Below are 17,202 nucleotides of genomic sequence, written 5' to 3' on the forward strand. Positions count from 1 at the left end.
ATGGTAGTACAATTCAAGCTTCGCATATTGGATGGTGAACTCAATGGCCGAGAACTGATTTTGCCTGAGGGAGTGTTTACTCTGGGGGAGCAGGGGGCTGATGTGCTATTGCCATTACATCAGGGGAAAATATTAACCTTGATAATCAGCGAGAACCAAATAATGCTACAGGTGTCGGGTGTTGTTTGGATTAATGGCTTGCGGCATGATTTACAACAACCCGTTCCTTTACGGCAAGTCATTGAAACAGCGGGTTTAGCATTGGTGCTCGGCGAGGAGAAAGATGTTTTGAGCGGAATAAGAGTGACCCGCCGTTCAGGATCTCGCTTGTTATTATGCTTATCTGTGGCGACATTTATCTTATTAGGCTTGTTATTCTCTTTTATATTTTGGTTTACACAGCAATCGAATCGGCTTTTTTCTTATCTTCCTCCCTCTATCCCAACACAATTATTGGAACAATTAAAAAGGCCCACTTTGGAGGGCGTAAATGCCGCCTGGCTAGCTGATGGCAGTGTTGTGTTGAGCGGTCACTGTGCATCATCCCCAGCAGTTATCCAGTTGCAGAATTTTTTGATTTCGAACCATGTGGTATTTCGTAATCAACTAGTTTGTGATGATAGGTTAATTGCCAGTGTCAGTGAGGTATTACACCAGTATGGTTATCAGGATATAGACGTTAAGGCCGGTAAAAAAACAGGATATGTTGCTATCCAGGGTGCTATTGAGATGGGGGCGAAATGGTTAAGTGTTCAGGAAGCATTAGCAGCCATTGTAGGTTTAAAAGGTTGGACGGTTATTAATCCTCATGATGGCCAAATCCCACTTCTGATTGATCGTTTCAAAGAATTGGGATTATTAAGTTATCTAACTATGACGCAAAGTAATAAAGAGATCGTTATTAGCGGCGTATTGTCACTCGAGCAGCAGCAACATCTTAGGTTAATGCTAGCGACACTCAGTCAACAACCTGATGTATTTCCAGTCAGATATCAAAATATCCCAGCCTCGGATCAGGCCACTCAACTCCTCCCTGCGGCGATTGTTAGTTATGGTGGAAATAGCCATTCAAAATTTGTGCAACTGGCTAATGGTGTTCGTTTGCAGCAAGGTGCTGTGTTGGGAAATGGTTATAAGGTTATTTTGATTGGAGAGCAGAGTATCTCCCTATTAAAAGCATCTAACTTAGTACAAATACCGATGGATTTTTGAGAATAGGGAATTAATTGATGAGACATATTACGGACCTGGAAGATTGTGTTAAGTATGACTCTTTATCCATTCAGCAGAAAAAGTCGTTGCTAATAAAAGAAAAATCATTAGTTATTCATCAGTTGTCTCTCCAGCAAACACCGGAGAATTATAAGTATCTTAATGATATGTTATTAGCATTGGGTAGTGCAGAAAAAATCATAGAAACCTTAACTCTCCGTTACAAGAAGTAATTCAATTTATTATGCCTATTTTTAAAAGAAATGCAGTTAATATAAAAGACACTGATTAATGAATGAGACAAAATTAATTTAATATCTCATGAATAGATAAGGATATATTATATGAATGATAGTAACCCTATTCAATACATGCTGGGTGATTTGCAGGGGAGGTATAGTAAGTTAGAGTCTGACTTAGATAAACTTAAGGTTTTTCAACAGCATATAAACTTACTACAACAGCGGGCAGATAATGATAGTCAAGCAAGAGAAGTATTATCACGACTGGATGCCGCTTTTCCTGATGGTTTTAAACAAGAAAAAGCCAAGATGATGGATTGTATTTCTCAGATGAGCATACAGTTTAAACAATTAGAAACACAGCTTAAAAACATGAATGCTACAGAGAATACTCAGTAACGATATTTCCTTAAATATCACTCCGATTGGAGTGAAGGAGCATCTATATGCCAACGAATACTTATATCAATATGCCAAAGTATTTTGCCGCACATGCAGCCAAACCATCTGAAAATGATGTAATTAAACATTCCTCGCCTTATACGGTTAATGATTCTGATGATATCTTTAGTCTGGGATTGAAAGTCTTATACTCATTTCTTGATGTGCTTTCTAATATTGCTAGCTCTAATTTTAAAGAGATGCAGGCGCGCTCAAAATATGCCAGTGATACGCAAGAGATGTCTAACCGTGTTGATGAAGTTATTGCCGAAGCGACAAAAGGGGATGATAAAACCAAAGAGCCGCTACCTGATTCGGTGATTGATTTTATGCGGAAAAATAGCATTACCGTTGATGGAATGAGTATTGATGAGTATTTAAAAAAGAATGGCCCAGAGCTGGATAAAGGGCAATTACAGGCGGTGAAAGCTTCATTAGATAATGAGAAGAGCCGGGCCACGGACACCATGAGCCAGGATCAATTGCAGTTACAGAAAATAATGCAAAGTTATAACGTTTGCTCCAATAACATCAGTACATTGCAGACCGGCTTAAAAGATTTACTGATGACGATTGCTCGAAGTTTCTGCTAACTCAATCGCGAGGGTAAGGATGGTGTGAAATGAGTATTCAACCCAGTGATGAGGTTATTAATTTTATGAGGCGCGGCGGTTCTCTGCGCATGTTAACCAAAATGAACCCACAAGATTTGGCATTGGTATATGAATACACCATTCAGTTATGCCAGGGAGGGGAATATAACAGCGCCAAGCAGCTATTAAATCTATTAGTGCGACTGGATCATTGGAATTTCTCTTATTGGCTGACGTTGGGGGCTTGTTATCAGCAAACGGCTGATTTCCATCAGGCAATTTATTGCTTTAGTCGTGCGGGACAAATTCAGGTCGATGACCCCCGCCCATCTTGTTCTGCTGCAGAATGTTATGTGGCCTGCAATAACCGAGTTTATGCGGAAAAAGCTTTCCGCATGTCATTGAATTGGTGCCATTCGCACACTGAATGGACTGAAGTGAAACAACGAGCCGAGCGCGGCTTAGCGGCTTTACAGTTGGAGGTATGACATGCCCGATGCGATAGGTGTTAAAGCCACTTTTCTGAATGATTGTGCAATAGTGAATGCGGGTAAAAGCTCGGCTTTATCGCCGGTAAAAATGCCTGACTGGCGCGGTATTGCTGGGTTTCCTCCCTTAATAGATGCCAATACAAACTCGCCTAAAGTGACGCGACAAAATGCTCAAGGCGCACTCGATCGCTTGCTAACATCTTTACCGCGCTCGGGTTCAAATGAAGTGGGCAATAACCGACTTTCGCTTGACCGACTGGGCAGCACGGATATGCAACTCATTATGTCGATGGCCGGAAATCTGAATCTTGGGATTTTCTCTGATTTGTGCAAGTCGATCGGCAAGCAAATGGAACGTGCCACAGATGTGCAGGCTTTCTTGCGCGATAAACGCGTCGCTGAATATCAAAAACAGATTGATAAGGCGATTGAACAGGCAGATAAAGCCAAAAAAGCGGGCATTTTCAATGCCGTATTTGATTGGATTATCGGGGCTGCCGAAGTGGTTTATGGCGCGCTGAAGGTTGTTGAGGGCGTATTAACTGGCGATCCCGTCGCCATTACCTCGGGTGTCGCTTATTTAGCGGCGGGCACAGCAGGTTTGGTTAAAGCCGCAGCAGAAACGGCAATGTTATTGGGTGCATCAAAGGAAAAATGTCAGGAAGTTATTGATGTTGCAGGAAAAGTCCAACTTGGTTTTGAATGTTTTGCTATGGCCATTGACCTGTTTCAGGCGGGCCGCGCAATCAATGCTGCCCGTGCGGTGACCCAAGGCGCGGGTGATGTGCTGACAAAGGGCGGCGGCGAAGCACTGACTGATGCTATCAAACGCGGAGCGACTGAAGAAGTTGAGCAGTTGGCTGGGCAGTTCGGTAAAGATGTGAGTCAGCAGGTCAGCCGTAATATCTCAATGAAAGCGATGGAAATAGAAATGGTTGAGGCCTCTAATATGGCGTCGACGGCGGCTAAGCAAGCGGTAAAGGCGGAAATGACTTTGGTGCGTAATATCACTAAATCATTTACCCACGAAGGCATTGAAAAACTGGTGAGTGGGGTGACGAAAAAACTGGCTCAGGATGCAATAAAAAAAGGGGTCACTCTCACCACAGAAGAATTGGGCCGGCAATGTACCAAAGCGATTATGAAAAAATCAATTAAGACCATTTTAAAAGATATTGCCACGTCACCTTTACTGATTATTCAAAAATGCAGTAGTGCGGCAGTACAAATTAATAATGGCCAGTTATCTATTCAGAATTCCGGGTTGCAAAAAGAGATTCAAAAATTAATTCTTGATCAAGATTTCACTCAGTTTATGGATGAATGGGTAGAGAAAAATAAACAGCATCAGCTTAAACAACTCAAAGAAACGTCCCAGGATGCGCAAGATACATTGACAAAACTCAATGACAATGTCCGCCAGAATGGCATGTTGCAGGTCAGTATTGCGAGTTCATTGATATAGAGAGGTTATTATGGATATGACAGTAAATCATAAAATAATTTTTCCTGAGCAAAATAAAATTGCCACTGAAAAAGATAATGAAGAAATAGGAAATAAATTTACCTCAGACCTGTCCAATTTCTTGTCAGATTTGTCCAATATCATTTTTCAAATGAATATTTTATTTAAAAAAATGCGTGATTTATTGAATACCTATAATCAAAAGCAACAAATGTTAGGTTGGAATATTCAAGTAAGTTCAATGCAGAATAAGCGGGAAGCTATCGATAAAACAGCGGCTGGTGCCATTGCCAATGGTGTTTGTACTATTCTCTCGGGTGTGGTTAGCGGTGTGGGGGCGGCGGCCAGTTTAAAACTCGGTGATATTGCGACACATAGCGGCTCGGCGCTAGGGCAACTTGGTGCGGGTAGCGGTAAATTAGTTGAAGGAGATATGGCGCGGAATGCTGATTTGCTACGCATGACCAGTGATCTGCAAAGCACTGGTGCACAATCTTATAGTAAAAATATCAGTGAGTTGTCGGATAAGATGAATGAAGCCCGCCAAAACATGAAAGATTTGTGTAATACCGTAAGCAATATGATGGGCCAAATTTCCATGGCTGTGAAGTTATGATATATGAAATATAACCCATGTAATGCTGAACAATACTTAAGTAATCAAGGCTGCACAGTCAAAATAGCTTACTTTGAAAATAGTGCATTTAAAATGGGTCATGAGTTTTTCCATTATGGCTATCGTGTCATTTACCGGGTTGAGCACAGTGAGTTTATTATTTGCCATCTAGAGGTCATAAATAATGATGGCCAGCCCGGTGATTTTTTAAAATTATTTAATTTATTACATCAATTAGGTATGAGTATTACTGACCTGTCGATAATCAGAATGATGATTGTTGATAATATTGCCAACCCAACTTTGCAGTTAATACGTCGCCGCCTTATTAAGTTGCTCATAGCCAAAGGTGCTTTCAATAAAAATATTGATGGTGATGATTGGTTATTATTTGATGTTAGCTAAGGGGGAATATGAGTGAGGGTAATATCGAAAAATTACAGTCTATTTGCGAAAAAATAAATGTCACATTGACGTGCAAAGGTATTATTAATACACAAATGATGAATGATAGTCAGGATGTTTCTCCTCAGGAGGTGCATACAAGATATGAACGAGGTTATCAGGCCTGGCTGGTGGATAATTATATTGCTGCAATAGAGGAGTTTTCTTGGCTGACATTACATTGCCCGCTAGAACCGCAATTTCATTTGGCTTTGGCGGGTGCCATGCAAATGCAGCAGGAGTTTACATTAGCGCTGAGTGCTTATGCTTGTGCACTACTTTTAGAGGCGCAAGATCCTGAACCAGTCTATCAAATGGCCGTTTGTTTACAGGCCATGGGAAATGGAGCGGATGCCCGAGAAGCCTTACAAACTGCCATTGAAATGAGCTATCTTAACTCTGAATATGCTCCGACGGCCGAAAAAGCCAATCAATTATTAAATAGTATCTGAAACAGACAATACAGTTTGTATAAGCCATATTTAAGGTGGATAACTATGAGCCTAATAACTGCATCCGAAATAAATCAGTGTCCAGAGGTCATCTCCACATTTAATCCTATGGGAACAAGTGTCAATCCGGCATCTGATGATAAAAAACCTATTCTTCTTGCTTTAACTGAATTGATGAAAAAGCTTGAGAATAATGCTATTAAAGAGGCAAATATTGGCGTTAATAGATTAGGTGACACTCAAGACTGTGAGCTTGATGAATTAAAAAGTGCCAGAGTAAAATTAGCTAAGAAACAATTTTTTATTAATGTGATTGAATCGATTATTTCTCTGACTTCGTTTGTTGTCGGGGTTGGGATCAGTATTTGTAGCGGTGGTGTAGCAACCCCTGTTGCTGTTATTGCGGGCTTAAATCTTATGCTCTCACTGTCTAACTTGGCCTGTGCTTATCATAACTGGAGTTGCGCCAGTCAAAATAAAGAAGAACTGACGATGGGCAGCGATGCCATACAACAAGCTGTTTTTATGCTAGCTAGGCATTGCCAGGCATCACCGATAAATTCTAAAAAAATTGCCCGCTTCACTTCGTATTTTATTAGAGCTGGAATTGTGATTTCTCTCGGCGTAATCGGAGGGTTTATCCATCCGGTTATTAATAATAGTTTATGCTTACTCGCTAAAAATTATGCCCCAATATTAACCTCCATGATGAGTGTGGTCGCGGCGGGGGCTTTAGGAACCTGGATGAATCATGACAGTGATGCGAAAGAAGCTATTATAACAAAATTGGTCACAACTGAAAAAGAGACTGTCGAAAGCTTAGCCTCTCTTGCGGGGGAGAAGAAGATATTAGCCGCACTTAAAGAGTTCATTAAGTTATCAGGAGAAAGTCAACAGAATATTATTAATGGGATTAAGGTTTAAGCCGGATAACCCTGAGCGGTATTATTTGTCACTCTTGTCCAAGGACAATGACACTCGAAGGGATATGATGAAATCAATAAAATTTATTCTATTTCGGCAAGAGGGAATATTACGCATTGAAGGTGTCGGCCATACTGTGCCTGCCGGTAATTTAGTGATTACCGATGAGCAGGCGAGTGTGTCCTCTTTTTCACAAAGTACGTTTATTTCAATATTATGTCATTCTATCGATCTTTTACCGCTATACAAAGATTTAGCCAGTAAGATGGTGCAGCCGAATAAATTCCGCTTACCCCCAAGTGTTTGTGAACGCTATAAGATATTACCTGCTAATAACGATATTATTTGCGCGGCTGAGCAGTTAGTTGATATTGAGCGAAGTGCATCGTTACGATTTCTTTATCTTTATTGTTTAGGCCTGGAGCCGGTGTATTTCTCCAGACTATTAGAATCAATTGTCGGAACTAATAATGAATTATTGGAGTTCTTTGATAAAAACCGCCTCAATCCCTGGACAGTTGCGCGTTATGCCAATGAATTAGGTATTTCGACACGTAAATTGAATTTCCTATTTTATGAAAAGTTCGGGATGTCTGCGAAGCAATGGCTTTTGGAGCAACGGCTGAAAAAAGGGTGCGAGCTGCTGCTATCCACGCGATTACGCGTGGCAGATATTGCCCTAGAGTGTGGTTTTAGTAATCACGCTCATTTCTCTGATAGTTTTCGTCGCCGTTTTCAGCAGTGTCCGTCACATATGCGGTCGCTAATGGAATAGGAGGATTAATGGACATAAACGCATTAGTGAATGGGCTGGCACAAAGCATCAATAAGATTGGTCAGGATTTTCAAAGCCAGATGGCATCCGGTAATCCCTCGGATCCTGAGCATATGCTAAAGATGCAATTTGCTATGCAGCAGTATTCATCTTATATCAATTTCAGCAGTGCTTTGATGAAGGGAATTAAGGATATGACCAGTGGGATTATTGCCAAAATATGATTTTACTTTCAGCTCCTTGTCGCCAGTTAGTGGTGGAGGCCGCATTGGCGGGAGTCAACCACAGCTTGCTGGCAGAGGCTCGCGATATTCTTAACGTATTGCCCCAGTTAATTCCTGAACCTCAAGTGCGTTTAGTCTGTGAGGCAATGCTGTTATTTGGGCTTAATCGCCAAACTGAAGCATTGGCGTTATTGGCGACCTCCTCCTCTCAGGATGCTCAGGGCATGTTGGCTTTGTTGCAACAAGGGATTGCTTGTTCTGCCAAGATGTAAACCTGCGCGATAAACATTTTTATTAAAGCGAGATTATCCGATGGAAATTGATGCTATCAAAGCCGCCGTTAAGTTGAATATCCCCTCTCAGCCACCTGCCGACGTCCAGCACATCGCTAAGTTTGCTCAGTTAATGCAGCCGACTGAACCGGCCACGGCCATGATGTCTCCAGACCCATTGTTATCCATGCAGTCTGAATGGATGCATGCCACATTAGCCATTGATTTAACGGCTAAAGTTGCCGGTGTTATCGGGCAAAATATTAATAAATTGGTCAATATGCAATGAAACAGGTGCGGCGCACGGTAGCGCTATTACTGGTCGTGATGTCGCTTTCTGGCTGTGGTATGGAGTTGTATAGCGGGCTGTCGGAAGGGGAAGCTAACCAGATGCTGGCGTTATTGATGTTGCACCAAATCAAAGCGGAAAAACAATCTGAGAAAGGCGGGACGGTCGGGCTGAATGTCGATAAAAGTCAGTTTATTAACGCGGTGGAGCTGCTACGCCAGCATGGTTTTCCTCGCCAGCGCTTTGCTACTGTGGATCAGCTGTTCCCGTCGAATCAGTTGGTGACTTCGCCGGGGCAAGAACAGGCCAAAATGGTCTATTTAAAAGAGCAACAGTTGGAAAGTATGCTGAGCCATATGGATGGGGTGATTCAAGCTGATGTGACCATTGCCATGCCAGCGCCGACAGACGGGAAAAGCAGTGTCCCCCATGCTGCCTCGGTGTTTATAAAATATTCGCCAGAGGTCAATTTACTGAGCTATCAGCCACAAATTAAGAACCTGGTCCGCGATGGCATTCCTGGGATTGATTTTTCACAAATTAGTGTGGTGATGCAGCCCGCTAATTATCGATTCACTGCCCCGGTAACACGGCAACAAAGCCACTCAGAAGCGGCCCTGCAATGGCTATTACGTCATGCCGCGACATTACAAATTGTCTTAGGCGCGTTGCTGGTGTTGTTGGTCGGGCTGTCGACCGCCTGCTTATTGCGCTATCTGCGGCGATAAATGGCCGGAGGAAAGGATGATATTGCCGTTAACTTCCGATATTCGTTATTTGTATCAGTTAGCCTGGCGGCCAGCTCAATTTGCCCATCCATTGTGGTTGGCGGCGGCTGGCGTTAACACAGAAAGTTATTGCTATGGCCGCAGCCAATTGCTGGATACCGCGTTGAATGCGGAGCTAAATCGCTTGCGAAACTTTCCTCAACAGGCGCTGCCCGCCGTCTTGAGTCAGCAACAGCAATGTCAAATAGTGGCATCTGAGCGCTTGTCGGCCCGCTGTTTGGCGTTGGGATTGGTTCATTTACAGTGTGATGATTATCTGCGCTTTCGCAGTTACCGGCAGTCACTCTCGCCGCTATTAAGTGAGGGCGATATTCAGCAACTTATGGGGATGGGGTATCGCGGCCACCTTCCTGCCAGATTAAATCCACAACAATTGCCCGCTGTTGCTTTGCGGTTGGGGCAGAGTCTTACTCATGGTGCCCGCGGTGATGATGTGGTGTGGCGGGCAATGTCTATTTCGTTACCTCCGTTAACACGGGCGTTATCTTTGCCGCGGGCGCTATCCCTTTCGGTTGATCATTGGTTAACCCGGTTAGAGCGTTTGTTGTGAATCCTTTTCAGATTCGAGTGGAAAAATTTGATTTTTCACTGCCTCTTGGCGGTGTTATCCCAGCGGCTCAGTTACAGGAAATGGAACAGTGTCGCGATAGGGTGTCAGATGCTCACACGCAAGCAGCAGACATAGTGCAAAGCGCGCAGGCCGAGAGTGCGCGGCTACTGGCCCAGGCGCAACAACAGGTGGATAAGCTGCTCGAACACACGCGGAGCCAACTGGAAATTGATGTGTTAGCGCAGCATGTCAGCTGGTTAGTGGCGGCAGAGCAACTGGAATCTGTACTGATTACACAGGGTCGGGAGCTTATTTTGGCGGCGATTGCGTCGGTGGTAACTGCTTGGGCCGGGGAGCAAGAGGCGAGCCAGATTCTCATCCACCGCTTGGGCGCGCAAGTCGAGAAAATGGCCCTCGACGATGCGCAGGTGTTGCATGGGCTGATGCTGCGTGTTCATCCCCAGCATTTTTCTGCCGTGGCCTCTGCTTTAGGGGCGCGAGTGCGGTGCATCGCAGATGAAAAAATGGCGTCAGATCAGGCGCAATTAAGCTCGCCGATGTTGCAAATCACACTTTCTCTTCAGCACCATTTATCGCAACTTCTTCAGTGGTTACAGGAATCACCAAAGCAGGAATTCATCTCATCAGGAGCCGAGCATGATAAATGCCCATAATGTGTCCGAAACCCTTGCTGTTCATGGTTCGTCACTCCATGGATCTGAGCTTCATGGCGAAATAACACCCGCGCACTCGATTATGGCGTTAGCCAGCATGGAATTGTTGGAGGTCAGACAAACTGCATTGGAAGAAACCATGGAAGAAATCGGGCTGAGTTTGGGATCCCGATTAAAAGATCAAAAATCTGTCGAAGCTGAGGAACGCAGCCAACGTCGCCAAGAGTTACTGGTGAAGTTAATCTCCCAGTTATCCGGTAGCGCTGATTCTCTGCTACCGCAGAATATCCGGCTGGATATGGATATTTCGTCACTTGCCAGCCAACTCCGCCAGGGAGGGCTATCGGCAGGGCAGCAAATCTTGTTGCTGGCCGCGATGCTGGCCTACAGCAAAAATAATCCGTTACGCCGCCGCAGCTTATCGCAATTACTTGAACCGCTATTGGAAGAGGGCGGCTGGGAAATCGAGTTATTTGGTTTGTTCGAACTGGGCAGTCAGGAAAGCCAAGGGCTAGGTGCTATCAAGCAATTGTTCGCACAAAGTATTGAGCAAAATGAGTTGTCCGTTGCAGAGTGGTTTTCGCAGGTTAGCCGCTGGCCGCAGCGCCAGCAACGTGTGCGGGTATTAATGCGCGCGGTGGCATTTGATTTAGCTTCTCAACCGCCCCCTCAACGTGGTGAGCGTCTGGCTGCCACATTGTATCAACTTCGTCGTTTGCTGATGTTTTTAGGGCTGGAAGATCATTGCAATCACATGGGGAGGGCCTGTGGCGTGGCGGGGGATGTGATTTTGCATGAAGTGTTGGCGGTGGTGGGCCAGCCTTGGCTATTTAGCCGTTGGCTACAGCCCCGGATTGAAGTGATTACTGGGCCGGACACCAAGACCCGCAATAGATTTATTCGCCGATTTTATGAGTTATTCAACCTTATGCCGGTTGATTGTTTTAATGATCAAGAGCAGCAGCAGCAGGTTTTGGCGGTATTGCTGGAGATGTGATTTTACGACTCAGGCGAATGCCCGATAGTGTGAGAATTGTTGGCTGTTTATTATTTCAATAATGTATATCAATGGGCTTCGGGTGATGGAAATGGATTTAGTCGCGACCCGTAACCTCCAGCTGTTCATCCAAATGGCGGAATTACCTTGCTCGGCAATCACCTCGTGCATGGAATGGCACATAGGGCCGCAGCGAATTTTCCTTGAGTGGCGCAATGCGCGGCTATTACTGACCACGGGCGTGCAGCATCGGCATTATCACCATGAGGACTTATTGCTGCTACAGGAATGTTGGCAACTCGAACGTTTTAATGGGGTTCCTCAGCGTATTTACTTATTGAAAATGGGCATGATGGTCAGTTGCTCCCCTCCGGCGTCATCGGGAGCCGAGTGTTGGTATCAGCTTTATCAGCAACAGTGCGCTTTACTCCGCCGCTTGCCAGGAGAATACCGATGAGAGAATCGGCCCTGACACGCGGCCTGATGATGATCGCAGCGCGGCAGGATGTTTTCTTAGCGATCATGTTGCTGGTGGCGATCTTTATGATGATCTTGCCACTGCCCACCGTCATGGTGGATGTGCTGATTGCTGTTAACCTCGCGTTCTCCGTTATCCTGCTGATGATCTCAATTTATCTGCGCGATCCGCTCGAATTCTCGGTTTTCCCGTCGCTGCTACTTATCACCACACTTTATAGGCTGGCACTGACCATCAGCACCACGCGGCTGGTGTTGCTCCAGCACGATGCCGGTGAAATTGTCGAGGCATTCGGTCAGTTTGTGGTTGGGGGCAATCTGGCGGTGGGGTTGATCATTTTTACCATCATCACCGTGGTGCAGTTTATCGTGATTACCAAAGGATCGGAGCGCGTCGCCGAAGTGAGCGCCCGCTTTTCACTCGACGGCATGCCGGGCAAGCAAATGAGCATTGATGGTGATATGCGAGCCGGGGTGATTGACTCCGCCGAAGCTGGGCGCTTGCGCGAGCGGGTGCAAAAAGAAAGCCGCCTGTTTGGTGCCATGGACGGGGCGATGAAGTTTGTTAAAGGGGACGCCATTGCCGGAATTATTGTCATTCTGGTGAATATTATTGGCGGCATCACTATTGGGGTGCTGCAACATAATATGTCGGCGGAACAGGCGATGACCACTTATGCGGTGTTATCCGTCGGCGATGGTTTATGTGCTCAAATCCCGTCATTACTGATTTCTATCACCGCCGGGATTATTGTTACCCGCGTTCCCGGCAGTGATAAACAGAGCTTGGCCAAAGACTTAGCCGTGCAGGTGGGGCGTCAACCCGATGCTTTGTGGCTGGCGGCAGCCATTTTGACCGTTTTTGCTCTATTACCGGGTTTCCCTTTCCTGATTTTTATCACTTTAGCCGCGCTGGTCGCCACCCCAGCATTTTTACTGTATCGGAAAAAGCAGCAGAGTGCCGGGGCCAGTGCCAGCGGCAAGAATATGCTTTCGTCGGCTAACACCATGACGCCTGGCGCGGTGCCGCTGATGTTGTATTGCGCCCCCAATTTACATTATCCCCATTTGGGGCGGGACATTGATGGCCTGCGCTGGCGCTGGTTTGAGCATCTTGGTGTGCCATTGCCCGAGGTAGTTATCCGCAGTTCTCCGACATTGGCCGAAAATGAGCTGTCAATTCGGGTTTATCAGGAGCAAGTGCTGAAATTGATTTTACCTGCCGATGACTTATTACTGCTCCAGCCCAGTGCGGCACTGGCGACTCGCAGCCAAACTCTGGGCATGAAAATGGGCGCTTTTGAGTGGTTGGCCGCTGAACAAGGGGGGCATGCCAGCACTTTGGGTCTCCCTTATGCGCAAGGGCATCAGCGTATTATTCATTGCTTAACTCGGGTACTTGAACGGCATACCGCCGAGTTTATCGGCGTGCAGGAAACCCGTTATCTGATGGATGCCATGGAAGCGCGTTACGGCGAGTTAGTCAAAGAACTACAGCGCCAAATGCCGGTCGGAAAAGTAGCAGAAATACTGCAACGGCTGGTGGAGGAAGATGTTTCGATCCGCGATTTGCGCACTATTTTTGGCGCGCTGGTGGCGTGGGCGCCCAAAGAGAAAGACATCGTGATGCTGACCGAATATGTCCGTATCGCCTTACGTCGCCATGTGTGTGCCCGATTTAGCAAAAACCAAGCTTGGCTGCCGGTATTGCGGTTGGGGGAAGGGGCTGAAAACCTGATCCGCGAGTCTATCCGCCAGACCTCGGCGGGAACCTATTCTGCTCTGGGAGATAAACACTCGCGGCTAATTCTCGACAAAATAAAAAGCGCATTTGCTGAAAACCCAGATGCGGTGCTACTGACTACCATTGATGTGCGGCGTTTTCTGCGCAAAATTGTTGAGCGGGATATTTTTGCGCTGCCGGTGCTTTCCTGGCAGGAATTGGGCGATGAAATGAATATTAAGGTGGCAAGCACCATCGAGCTTATCGGAGATGAGCTTGATGAAACCGCCTGATATCGCACGATTAAGCACCCAGTTGCAGCAACAATTGCGCTTACCGCCTTGCCCGCCAAGCGGCATGGTGTCTTGCGGGCCGATCTTAGATGTCGGCCCAACACTGTTACGCGCCCATTTACCCGGTGTGGCGCTGGGGGAATTATGCCAAATCGCCTCACCGGATAGGTTGGCTGAAGTGGTCGCCATAGAGCAGCAAACGGCATTGTTATCCCCGTTTTCCTCTTCCGTTGGCTTGCGATGTGGTCAATGGATTTCTCCACTGGGGTATGCGCACCGTGTCAGAGTTGGGGATGATTTGGTCGGGCGGGTATTGGACGGTTTGGGGGAGCCGATGGACGGTGGCCCGCCCCTGAGCGGACATTGGTGTGAATTGGATTGCCCGCCGCCAGACCCACTCACTCGCCAACCCGTCCAGCAAATATTGACCACTGGTATTCGCGCCATTGACGGCGTATTGAGCTGTGGCGAAGGGCAGCGAATGGGGATTTTTGCCGCCGCCGGAGTAGGGAAAAGCAGCTTATTGAGCATGTTATGTGGCGGCTGTTCGGCGGATATTACCGTGTTGGCGCTGATTGGTGAACGCGGCCGAGAAGTGCGGGAATTCCTCGAGCAAGTGCTCACGCCCCAAACTCGCGCCCGCACTGTGGTGGTGGTGGCCACTTCCGATCGCCCCGCGCTGGAGCGGCTAAAAGGTCTTTATACCGCCACCACAGTGGCCGAATATTTCCGTGAGCGCGGGTTGAAAGTGCTGTTAATGGCCGATTCGCTCACCCGCTACGCCAGGGCGGCGCGTGAAATTGGCTTGGCGGCGGGGGAACACCCGGTGATGGGCAGTTTCCCCGCCAGTGTTTTTGCGGCTCTCCCGCGGTTACTTGAGCGGGCGGGTAATAGTGATCGCGGCAGTATCACGGCTTTTTACACTGTGCTGGTCGAGGGCGATGACATGAATGAGCCGGTGGCCGATGAGGTGCGCTCGCTGTTGGACGGGCACCTTGTTTTATCGCGACAACTGGCGGGGGCCGGGCATTATCCGGCCATTGATATTGCCGCCAGTGTCAGCCGTATCATGCCGCAAATTGTCAGTGCGGAGCATCGGGCATTGGCACAAAAACTGCGCCATCTACAGGCCCGCTATCAGGAAATCGAATTGCTGGTGCGAGTGGGTGAATATCAGGAAGGGCAAGATTTACAAGCCGATGAGGCGCTACAGCGCTACCCGGCTATTTGTGCTTTCTTGCAACAGGAGAATGCATTATTCGCGCGCGAAACCGACACCGCCGGGCTTACTCACACCTTGGCGCAGCTCGCGCAAGCACTGGGTTAAGCCATCCCACATTAGCGATTTTTCTGCGCTTACTGGCATTGCGCCAACACCAAGAGCGCCGATTGCGTCGCCAATTAATAAGTTTGCAGCAAGAAGAGCAACAACAAGAACAGCAATTGGCGCACTTCCATCAAACACGCCAAGGGCTATGTCAGCAATTACAAATACTTGCTCAATGGCGCGGTACGCTGAACCCGACCGAAGCGCGGGATCAAAGAGCTTTGCAGCACCAAACCTATCAGGCGGAGCGGCGGCTGCAAAAATCACTCGCTGAGCTAGCGGCTCGACGGCTGCAACAGCAAGCCGCCATTACAGCACAACTGGCGCTATTACGGACTAATCAGCGCGAGCAGGAAAAATTACGGATGTTAATCAAAGATGAGTCGAATCGATGTTGAAGGTGCAATACCGCCGCTCAGTGAGGGACACTTTAGCGGCGAACCGTCGCAAAATTTAGGTAATGAGAGACAAAAACAGCAATTTTCCCGCTATCTCCCTCTGCGTTCATCTTCCATGCAGGATATGGCCTATGCAATGGCGAACTCGGGTCATGAAAATGTGATGCAGACGGACTACCGCATCGTCAGTGGGGCACTGGCTGGCACTCGGGTTCATGTCAGTCTGGCGGCTCATGGTTTGGTTATTGTGCTCAGTCACGGCAACCGGGGTTTGGCCGAGCGCCTACAGCGCCTGCAATCTCGCTGGCAACAACAACTGCATCAATTGGGCTTCCCTTGCGTGTTGGAGGTGACCCATGATGGCGATATTGTCGGCTGAATTACGCCATATCAGTGCTGTGATTGGGCGTGGGCGTCATTCCAGCGGTGTTTGCGCCACATTGGCGCAGGTCGAGGGCGAGGGTGTTTACCTGCCACTTCACTATGCTGGCAAGTCGTGCGGTTGCTGGCTATCACAGACTTGTTGGAACCACTGGCTAGCAGCTTCATTGGCTACCGATAATCCCCATTTACTGGCGACTGAATTGGTCAGTGCCATGGCTACTTGGGCTGTCAGCCCCTTGTCTGCTGTGCTGCCCGAGTTGGCGATTGATGCCCCCGCGCCAGTGGCGATGACACTTCTGCCCCAATGGGCGGTAGTGTTGGCTTTCGAGCTGGAAGGCCAGTCACTCAGTGGCGTGTTGTTTGACTGGCCTTTGGCGGCGTTAGCTGAAACTTTGTCCGACTGGCCCCAAGAGCGGGTTACCGAGCATGACCTCCAGTGGCAGGCGGAGCTAGTGGTGGGGTGGAGCCGATTATCACTGCATCAATTGCAACAAATCAGGCCGGGGGATGGGGTGCGAATCAACTGTGCCGCTGAATGGGAACAAGGGAATTGTTGGTTATGGCAAAGGGAATTACCGCAGATTCACATCAAACTGGAAGATGAAAATAACATGACTATTCAAAAGATTAATGACGATATTGACTCATTGCTCGCGCTGGATATTGCCGCGCTGCCGAAAATGCCACAGGCGGTGCAACTTGAGCAATTACCGCAAACACTGGTCATGGAAATTGGCCGCCTGACATTGCCGCTGAGTGACATCAAACAGTTAGATGTCGGGCAAACATTGGTTTGCCAAACCCACCTTTATGGTGAAGTGAATATCCGGCTACAGGGGCAGCCCGTCGGTAGTGGCAGTTTGTTGTGTTGTGATGGGCAGATGGTGGTGCGTATCGATCAGTGGTTTATCCGGCACACTTGATGCCGCAGCGGTGTTAGCGGCGCTCATGCACCCGAATCACTGACCTGAGTCAGCTCATCGGGATTTATTCACTGGCTGCCTTGCTGCAACACCAATTGTTGTGGATAACAATCGGCACACTTGATGCCGCAGCGGTGTTAGCGGCGCTCATGCACCCGAATCACTGACCTGAGTCAGCTCATCGGGATTTATTCAGGCCATGACCTGATAGGGGATCGCGGTGAATCG

Annotated in this window: 24 protein-coding genes; all 24 read left to right on the forward strand. The window is 47.4% G+C overall.

The genetic code is table 11. From position 1 onward, the window contains the following. A complete protein-coding gene (gene sctD / locus OP863_RS01520; RefSeq protein WP_038637073.1) occupies window positions 1–1,212 on the forward strand; it encodes a type III secretion system inner membrane ring subunit SctD in 1,212 nt (403 codons plus the stop codon). A 17-nt stretch (window positions 1,213–1,229) separates the two neighbouring features. Continuing rightward, window positions 1,230–1,445, forward strand: a complete 216-nt coding sequence (locus tag OP863_RS01525; RefSeq protein ID WP_038637071.1) for an EscE/YscE/SsaE family type III secretion system needle protein co-chaperone — start codon at window positions 1,230–1,232, stop codon at window positions 1,443–1,445. A gap of 111 nt (window positions 1,446–1,556) precedes the next feature. Beyond that, on the forward strand, window positions 1,557–1,853 hold the full coding sequence (locus OP863_RS01530; protein WP_038637069.1) for a chromosome partitioning protein ParA: 297 nt from the start codon (window positions 1,557–1,559) through the stop codon (window positions 1,851–1,853). A 47-nt stretch (window positions 1,854–1,900) separates the two neighbouring features. After that, complete coding sequence (locus OP863_RS01535) at window positions 1,901–2,488, forward strand: chemotaxis protein (protein WP_145589680.1); 588 nt, start codon at window positions 1,901–1,903, stop codon at window positions 2,486–2,488. Between the two features lie 29 nt (window positions 2,489–2,517). Further along, a complete protein-coding gene (locus OP863_RS01540; RefSeq protein ID WP_145589679.1) occupies window positions 2,518–2,976 on the forward strand; it encodes a SycD/LcrH family type III secretion system chaperone in 459 nt (152 codons plus the stop codon). 1 nt (window position 2,977) lies between these two features. Then, window positions 2,978–4,444 carry a type III secretion system translocon subunit SctE gene (gene sctE, locus OP863_RS01545; RefSeq protein WP_145589678.1) on the forward strand — a complete coding sequence of 489 codons (1,467 nt, stop codon included), beginning with the start codon at window positions 2,978–2,980 and terminating at the stop codon, window positions 4,442–4,444. A 10-nt stretch (window positions 4,445–4,454) separates the two neighbouring features. Continuing rightward, a complete protein-coding gene (locus tag OP863_RS01550; RefSeq protein WP_145591744.1) occupies window positions 4,455–5,060 on the forward strand; it encodes a chemotaxis protein in 606 nt (201 codons plus the stop codon). 3 nt (window positions 5,061–5,063) lie between these two features. After that, complete coding sequence (locus OP863_RS01555) at window positions 5,064–5,465, forward strand: pathogenicity island 2 effector protein SseE (protein ID WP_038637061.1); 402 nt, start codon at window positions 5,064–5,066, stop codon at window positions 5,463–5,465. Window positions 5,466–5,473: 8 nt separating this feature from the next. Next, window positions 5,474–5,956, forward strand: a complete 483-nt coding sequence (locus OP863_RS01560) for a tetratricopeptide repeat protein (protein ID WP_145589675.1) — start codon at window positions 5,474–5,476, stop codon at window positions 5,954–5,956. A gap of 45 nt (window positions 5,957–6,001) precedes the next feature. Next, window positions 6,002–6,880, forward strand: a complete 879-nt coding sequence (locus OP863_RS01565; RefSeq protein WP_265525804.1) for a hypothetical protein — start codon at window positions 6,002–6,004, stop codon at window positions 6,878–6,880. A 67-nt stretch (window positions 6,881–6,947) separates the two neighbouring features. Beyond that, window positions 6,948–7,655 (forward strand): helix-turn-helix domain-containing protein, encoded by a 708-nt coding sequence (locus tag OP863_RS01570; RefSeq protein ID WP_038637055.1) that lies wholly within the window; start codon window positions 6,948–6,950, stop codon window positions 7,653–7,655. An 8-nt stretch (window positions 7,656–7,663) separates the two neighbouring features. Further along, a complete protein-coding gene (gene sctF, locus OP863_RS01575) occupies window positions 7,664–7,879 on the forward strand; it encodes a type III secretion system needle filament subunit SctF (protein WP_032820403.1) in 216 nt (71 codons plus the stop codon). Next, window positions 7,876–8,151, forward strand: coding sequence for an EscG/YscG/SsaH family type III secretion system needle protein co-chaperone (locus tag OP863_RS01580; protein ID WP_038637053.1), 276 nt, complete (start codon window positions 7,876–7,878; stop codon window positions 8,149–8,151). The genes sctF and OP863_RS01580 overlap by 4 nt, the downstream gene beginning before the upstream one ends. A gap of 40 nt (window positions 8,152–8,191) precedes the next feature. Beyond that, the gene (gene sctI, locus OP863_RS01585; RefSeq protein WP_038637051.1) at window positions 8,192–8,440 is read left to right on the forward strand and encodes a type III secretion system inner rod subunit SctI; all 249 of its coding nucleotides are present in this window, start codon (window positions 8,192–8,194) and stop codon (window positions 8,438–8,440) included. Further along, window positions 8,437–9,168, forward strand: coding sequence for an EscJ/YscJ/HrcJ family type III secretion inner membrane ring protein SsaJ (gene ssaJ / locus OP863_RS01590; RefSeq protein ID WP_038637049.1), 732 nt, complete (start codon window positions 8,437–8,439; stop codon window positions 9,166–9,168). Before sctI ends, ssaJ begins: the two co-directional genes overlap by 4 nt. Before the next feature lie 16 nt (window positions 9,169–9,184). Beyond that, a complete protein-coding gene (locus OP863_RS01595) occupies window positions 9,185–9,778 on the forward strand; it encodes a type III secretion system domain-containing protein (RefSeq protein WP_265525805.1) in 594 nt (197 codons plus the stop codon). Then, entirely contained in the window at window positions 9,775–10,452 is a 678-nt protein-coding gene (sctL, locus tag OP863_RS01600) for a type III secretion system stator protein SctL (protein ID WP_265525806.1), read from the forward strand. The genes OP863_RS01595 and sctL overlap by 4 nt, the downstream gene beginning before the upstream one ends. Continuing rightward, window positions 10,436–11,449, forward strand: a complete 1,014-nt coding sequence (locus OP863_RS01605; protein ID WP_265525807.1) for a TyeA family type III secretion system gatekeeper subunit — start codon at window positions 10,436–10,438, stop codon at window positions 11,447–11,449. Before sctL ends, OP863_RS01605 begins: the two co-directional genes overlap by 17 nt. A gap of 85 nt (window positions 11,450–11,534) precedes the next feature. Next, window positions 11,535–11,906, forward strand: coding sequence for a type III secretion system protein (locus OP863_RS01610; RefSeq protein ID WP_038637043.1), 372 nt, complete (start codon window positions 11,535–11,537; stop codon window positions 11,904–11,906). Beyond that, the gene (locus OP863_RS01615; protein WP_038637041.1) at window positions 11,903–13,942 is read left to right on the forward strand and encodes an EscV/YscV/HrcV family type III secretion system export apparatus protein; all 2,040 of its coding nucleotides are present in this window, start codon (window positions 11,903–11,905) and stop codon (window positions 13,940–13,942) included. The genes OP863_RS01610 and OP863_RS01615 overlap by 4 nt, the downstream gene beginning before the upstream one ends. Then, entirely contained in the window at window positions 13,929–15,269 is a 1,341-nt protein-coding gene (locus OP863_RS01620) for an EscN/YscN/HrcN family type III secretion system ATPase (RefSeq protein WP_145591748.1), read from the forward strand. The genes OP863_RS01615 and OP863_RS01620 overlap by 14 nt, the downstream gene beginning before the upstream one ends. 23 nt (window positions 15,270–15,292) lie before the next feature. Beyond that, entirely contained in the window at window positions 15,293–15,667 is a 375-nt protein-coding gene (locus OP863_RS01625) for a type III secretion protein (protein ID WP_145540876.1), read from the forward strand. Continuing rightward, the gene (locus OP863_RS01630; protein ID WP_145589670.1) at window positions 15,648–16,046 is read left to right on the forward strand and encodes a hypothetical protein; all 399 of its coding nucleotides are present in this window, start codon (window positions 15,648–15,650) and stop codon (window positions 16,044–16,046) included. Before OP863_RS01625 ends, OP863_RS01630 begins: the two co-directional genes overlap by 20 nt. Next, the gene (locus OP863_RS01635; RefSeq protein ID WP_265525808.1) at window positions 16,024–16,974 is read left to right on the forward strand and encodes a YscQ/HrcQ family type III secretion apparatus protein; all 951 of its coding nucleotides are present in this window, start codon (window positions 16,024–16,026) and stop codon (window positions 16,972–16,974) included. The genes OP863_RS01630 and OP863_RS01635 overlap by 23 nt, the downstream gene beginning before the upstream one ends. Window positions 16,975–17,202: the final 228 nt, after the last annotated feature.

Source organism: Yersinia sp. SCPM-O-B-9106 (C-191), assembly GCF_026183365.1.
In the GTDB taxonomy this organism is placed as follows: domain Bacteria; phylum Pseudomonadota; class Gammaproteobacteria; order Enterobacterales; family Enterobacteriaceae; genus Yersinia; species Yersinia rochesterensis.

Coding starts and splice junctions, on each gene's coding strand:
- OP863_RS01525 (WP_038637071.1), top strand. CDS start 1,230: ATGAGACATATTACGGACCTGGAAGATTGTGTTAAGTATGACTCTTTA.
- OP863_RS01570 (WP_038637055.1), top strand. CDS start 6,948: ATGAAATCAATAAAATTTATTCTATTTCGGCAAGAGGGAATATTACGC.
- OP863_RS01595 (WP_265525805.1), top strand. CDS start 9,185: ATGATATTGCCGTTAACTTCCGATATTCGTTATTTGTATCAGTTAGCC.
- sctI (WP_038637051.1), top strand. CDS start 8,192: ATGGAAATTGATGCTATCAAAGCCGCCGTTAAGTTGAATATCCCCTCT.
- OP863_RS01555 (WP_038637061.1), top strand. CDS start 5,064: ATGAAATATAACCCATGTAATGCTGAACAATACTTAAGTAATCAAGGC.
- sctF (WP_032820403.1), top strand. CDS start 7,664: ATGGACATAAACGCATTAGTGAATGGGCTGGCACAAAGCATCAATAAG.
- OP863_RS01535 (WP_145589680.1), top strand. CDS start 1,901: ATGCCAACGAATACTTATATCAATATGCCAAAGTATTTTGCCGCACAT.
- ssaJ (WP_038637049.1), top strand. CDS start 8,437: ATGAAACAGGTGCGGCGCACGGTAGCGCTATTACTGGTCGTGATGTCG.
- OP863_RS01610 (WP_038637043.1), top strand. CDS start 11,535: ATGGAAATGGATTTAGTCGCGACCCGTAACCTCCAGCTGTTCATCCAA.
- OP863_RS01630 (WP_145589670.1), top strand. CDS start 15,648: ATGAGTCGAATCGATGTTGAAGGTGCAATACCGCCGCTCAGTGAGGGA.
- OP863_RS01530 (WP_038637069.1), top strand. CDS start 1,557: ATGAATGATAGTAACCCTATTCAATACATGCTGGGTGATTTGCAGGGG.
- sctE (WP_145589678.1), top strand. CDS start 2,978: ATGCCCGATGCGATAGGTGTTAAAGCCACTTTTCTGAATGATTGTGCA.
- OP863_RS01620 (WP_145591748.1), top strand. CDS start 13,929: ATGAAACCGCCTGATATCGCACGATTAAGCACCCAGTTGCAGCAACAA.
- sctD (WP_038637073.1), top strand. CDS start 1: ATGGTAGTACAATTCAAGCTTCGCATATTGGATGGTGAACTCAATGGC.
- OP863_RS01550 (WP_145591744.1), top strand. CDS start 4,455: ATGGATATGACAGTAAATCATAAAATAATTTTTCCTGAGCAAAATAAA.
- OP863_RS01635 (WP_265525808.1), top strand. CDS start 16,024: ATGATGGCGATATTGTCGGCTGAATTACGCCATATCAGTGCTGTGATT.
- OP863_RS01540 (WP_145589679.1), top strand. CDS start 2,518: ATGAGTATTCAACCCAGTGATGAGGTTATTAATTTTATGAGGCGCGGC.
- OP863_RS01565 (WP_265525804.1), top strand. CDS start 6,002: ATGAGCCTAATAACTGCATCCGAAATAAATCAGTGTCCAGAGGTCATC.
- OP863_RS01615 (WP_038637041.1), top strand. CDS start 11,903: ATGAGAGAATCGGCCCTGACACGCGGCCTGATGATGATCGCAGCGCGG.
- OP863_RS01560 (WP_145589675.1), top strand. CDS start 5,474: ATGAGTGAGGGTAATATCGAAAAATTACAGTCTATTTGCGAAAAAATA.
- OP863_RS01605 (WP_265525807.1), top strand. CDS start 10,436: ATGATAAATGCCCATAATGTGTCCGAAACCCTTGCTGTTCATGGTTCG.
- OP863_RS01580 (WP_038637053.1), top strand. CDS start 7,876: ATGATTTTACTTTCAGCTCCTTGTCGCCAGTTAGTGGTGGAGGCCGCA.